Origin of the sequence: Rhodopirellula maiorica SM1, from assembly GCF_000346295.1 — a bacterium.
GTDB lineage: Bacteria > Planctomycetota > Planctomycetia > Pirellulales > Pirellulaceae > Novipirellula > Novipirellula maiorica.
The window spans coordinates 1-3,752 of sequence record NZ_ANOG01000348.1 but is presented as its reverse complement, the minus strand read 5'-3'; the positions used below and the strand labels follow the sequence as shown (position 1 = coordinate 3,752).

General features: G+C 56.3%; 3 protein-coding genes. All 3 read left to right on the top strand.

The window, feature by feature from the left end; all coding sequences use genetic code 11:
• A partial coding sequence (locus RMSM_RS11300) for a class I adenylate-forming enzyme family protein (RefSeq protein WP_236622095.1) occupies positions 1-458 on the top strand: 458 nt, incomplete at its 5' end.
• Between the two features lie 79 nt (positions 459-537).
• On the top strand, positions 538-1,824 hold the full coding sequence (locus RMSM_RS11295) for a thiolase family protein (protein WP_008695589.1): 1,287 nt from the start codon (positions 538-540) through the stop codon (positions 1,822-1,824).
• 1 nt (position 1,825) lies between these two features.
• Positions 1,826-3,752, top strand: a 1,927-nt coding sequence (locus RMSM_RS11290; protein WP_008695587.1) for a 3-hydroxyacyl-CoA dehydrogenase NAD-binding domain-containing protein, incomplete at its 3' end; no start/stop codon positions are given.

Here is a 3,752-nt window from a genome sequence, read left to right as displayed (position 1 = left end):
ATCAGGTAGGGGAACTGATCGTTCGTGGCCCGCAGGTCATGCTCGGCTACTGGAATGATCCCGAAGCAACCGCGAACGCGATTCGAAACGGTTGGCTCTATACGGGCGATTTAGCAGTGCGTCACCCCGATGGTTTGTACAGCATCGTGGGACGCAAAAAAGACTTGATCATCACCTCGGGATTCAACGTGTATCCGTCCGAAGTCGAGGCCGTATTGCGAGAGGCCCCCGGCGTTCGTGACGCGGCGGTGGTCGGATTCGCCGACCCGCAGCGGGGCGAGGTGGTCAAGGCGTTTGTGCGGATGCAGGACAAGGCAACTTGGGACGAAGAATCGCTGCGAAGTTATTGTCGCAGCCATCTTTCTAAGCACAAACAACCTCGAATCTACCAGCAGTGCATTGAGGACTTGCCAAGAAACTTTTTAGGCAAGGTGGTGCGACGAAAATTGCGTGAGTGAGCTGCGAACAACAGCGGCAGATGCAAGGTGTCGTTTACGAAACGAAAGCGGAGTTGTCAAGAAAACAGGAGATTCATTGATGGAACCCATTGCCATTGTCTCAGGTGTACGCACCCCGTTTGCAAAAGCGTTTGGCAAACTTGCCGATGTGTCCGCGGTCGAGCTGGGGCAGATTGTCGTTTCGGAGGCGTTGCAGCGGTGTGAGCTGAAGCCGGATGCAGTCGACGAAGTCATCATTGGCAATGTCGCCGGGCCGGCCGACTCGGCCAACGTGGCTCGCGTCATTGCGCTGAAAAGCGGAGTGCCGATGGACCGGATTGCCCATACCGTGAACCGTAATTGTGCCTCGGGTATGGAGTCGATTTTACAAGGTTGCAATCTCCTGAGCAGCGGTCGCGCGAAAACGATTGTCGCCGGTGGTACCGAGTCGATGTCGCAGATCCCGCTGCTGTACAGCCGCAAGGCGACCGAGGCATGGATGCGAGTGGCGCGAGCAAAAACGTTGACGCAGCGAATTGCGGCCTTTGCAGCCTTTCGACCCAAACATTTTAAACCGGTCGCCGGCGTTGAACTGGGGCTGACCGACCCGGTATCGGGATTAAATATGGGCGAGACCGCCGAGGTGCTTGCCCACGATTTCGCGATCACGCGGGCGCAGCAAGATGAGTTCGCTTTGGCCAGCCACCACAAGGCGGCTGCGGCGCAAGAGAAATGTTTCCTGTCAGGCGAAATCGTCGAGGTTCCTCTTTCTCGGGGCAAACCGCTGGACAAAGACAATTGCATTCGCCCGGGGCAAACACTCGAGCAGCTTGCCAAACTGAAACCAATTTTTAAACGCGATGGATCGGTGACTGCGGGAAATAGTTGCCCGCTGACCGACGGGGCCGCGGCGGTAGTGCTTTCGGCTGCCAACGATGTAGACCGTTTTTCGCGTCCGCCGCTGGGCTATGTCACTGCCGCGGCGATCGCCGGTTGCGATCCGAAACGGATGGGCCTTGGCCCGGTTTATGCAACGGCAAAGCTGTTGGACGAAACCGGCATGTCGCTATCGGATTTTGATTTGATTGAAATCAACGAAGCGTTTGCAGCGCAAGTGATCGGCTGCGATCGCGCAATGCAATCGAAATCGTTCGCAGAAAAAGAACTTTCGCGTCGCACCGCGATCGGACAAATGAATCCAGACATCGTCAATATTCACGGCGGGGCAATCGCGCTGGGCCATCCTGTCGGCACGACCGGCACCCGTTTGATCATCACGATGCTTCGTGCCTTACGAGCTTCAGGGAAACGCCGAGGTCTTGCGACACTCTGCGTTGGTGGAGGCCAAGGTGTTGCCATCGCTCTCGAAACCGAATTGGAGACCTAGTATGAGTACTGATCCGTACAAAGCATTTAGCGTTACGACCGACGGGCGGGGAGTGACGACTGTGTCGCTCGACGTCCCCGACCGCCCAATGAATATTCTCGATGGCGTCGTGATGAGCGAACTCGAAGCCATCGTCCACGATCTGGAGCATCGTGGTGATTGTGAATTAGTCGTCTTTCGTAGCGGCAAAGAAAGCGGCTTTTTAGCAGGAGCCGACGTCAACGCCATCGTCAATATTGAATCGCCTGCCCAGGCAACGCAGTTGATCGATTGCGGACAGCAACTGTTCGACCGCATCAATTGGTTGCCGATGCCAACGCTTGCTGTGATTCACGGTCCCTGTTTAGGCGGCGGGTTGGAATGGGCGCTGGCGTGTGATTACCGCATTGCCCGCGATAACAGCAGCACCAAGATCGGTCTGCCTGAAATCAAATTGGGATTGATTCCCGGTTGGGGTGGCACCCAACGGTTGCCACGCGTGGTTGGATTGACCAATGCGCTGAGTATGATCCTGCAGGGCAAGCATTTGTCGGCAGGCGAAGCGGCCAAGGTCGGGTTGATTGACCGTGCCATTGGGCCAGAGAATTGGGAAACGGAGGTTGCTGAATTCATCGTCCAAATCCTCGATGAAGACGTGGTCAGCCAGAGCGGTCGAAAGCAGCCGATGATTCAAAAGTGGCTTGAGGCGACTGGGCTCGGACGCTCGCTGATTTTTGCCGCCGCTGAGAAGAAGATTCGCTCCAAAGCGTCGCAATACCCCGCACTCAAATCGGCGATCAAAGCGGTGCGTTGCAGTTATGGATTGCGACCCGATGGGTTGATGGCCGAGCGAAACGAGTTCGTTGATTTGTTGGCCACGCCGACATGTCGCAATCTACTGCAGCTCTTCTTCGCTCGTGAATCGGCACGCAATCTTCGCACGTGGGCGACGCCAACTGCGACGGTGCATGAGGAACCCATTCGCAAGGTCGGCGTGATTGGCGCCGGGGCAATGGGAGCCGGTATCGGTCAATTGGCAGCCTGTAAGGGCTATGACGTGGTGATCAAAGAAATCGATGAGGACGCGGCCCAGGCGGGACGCAAGCGAGTCGTTTCGCTGGTCGATAAACTGGCCAAGCACCGCAATCTGTCGGATCGAGATCGTTCGTCGATCCTGGACCGAGTCCATGTTACCACCAGCGACGAACCGCTCGACGGTGCCGATTTGGTAGTCGAAGCGGTCGTGGAACGTGCCGAGGTCAAAGATGCGGTCTTTGCCGGACTGGATAAAATGTTGCCGGACAATGCGATTTTGGCCTCCAATACCTCGTCGCTGTCGATTGGACGAATGGCCGATGCGACCAAGCGGCCTGGCAAAGTTGCGGGACTGCACTTCTTTAATCCGGTCCACAAGATGGAATTGGTCGAGGTGGTGCGAGCCGAGCAGACTAGCGACGCCACGATCGCGCGTTTGGTCAGCTTTGTTCGGGCTCTCGGAAAAACCCCGATTGTGACTGCCGATGCGCCCGGTTTCCTCGTCAATCGTGTGTTGTTCCCCTACTTAGGCGAAGCCGTGGTGATGGTCTCCGAAGGCCACGATGTTCACCGGATCGACAAACAGGTGCGAGCTTTTGGAATGCCGATGGGCCCGTTGGAATTATTGGACCAAGTCGGAATCGATGTCGCCTATCACGTGGCGAAATCGCTCGACAGTGTGCTTGTCGGCGTCGGTCCCGTGGTCGATCAGTTAAAGCTGATGGTCGACGAGGAAATGTTAGGCAAGAAAACTGATTGCGGTTTCTATCAATACAAAAAGGGCCGCCGCGACGGAACCGCCAATTTTCCACGAACTAATCCACGATCGGGACATCGCACGGTACGACGCGTCCGCGAAGATCATTTCGTCGTCGATGGTTTGACGTCCGATCAACGCCGACTGATTTATCCAA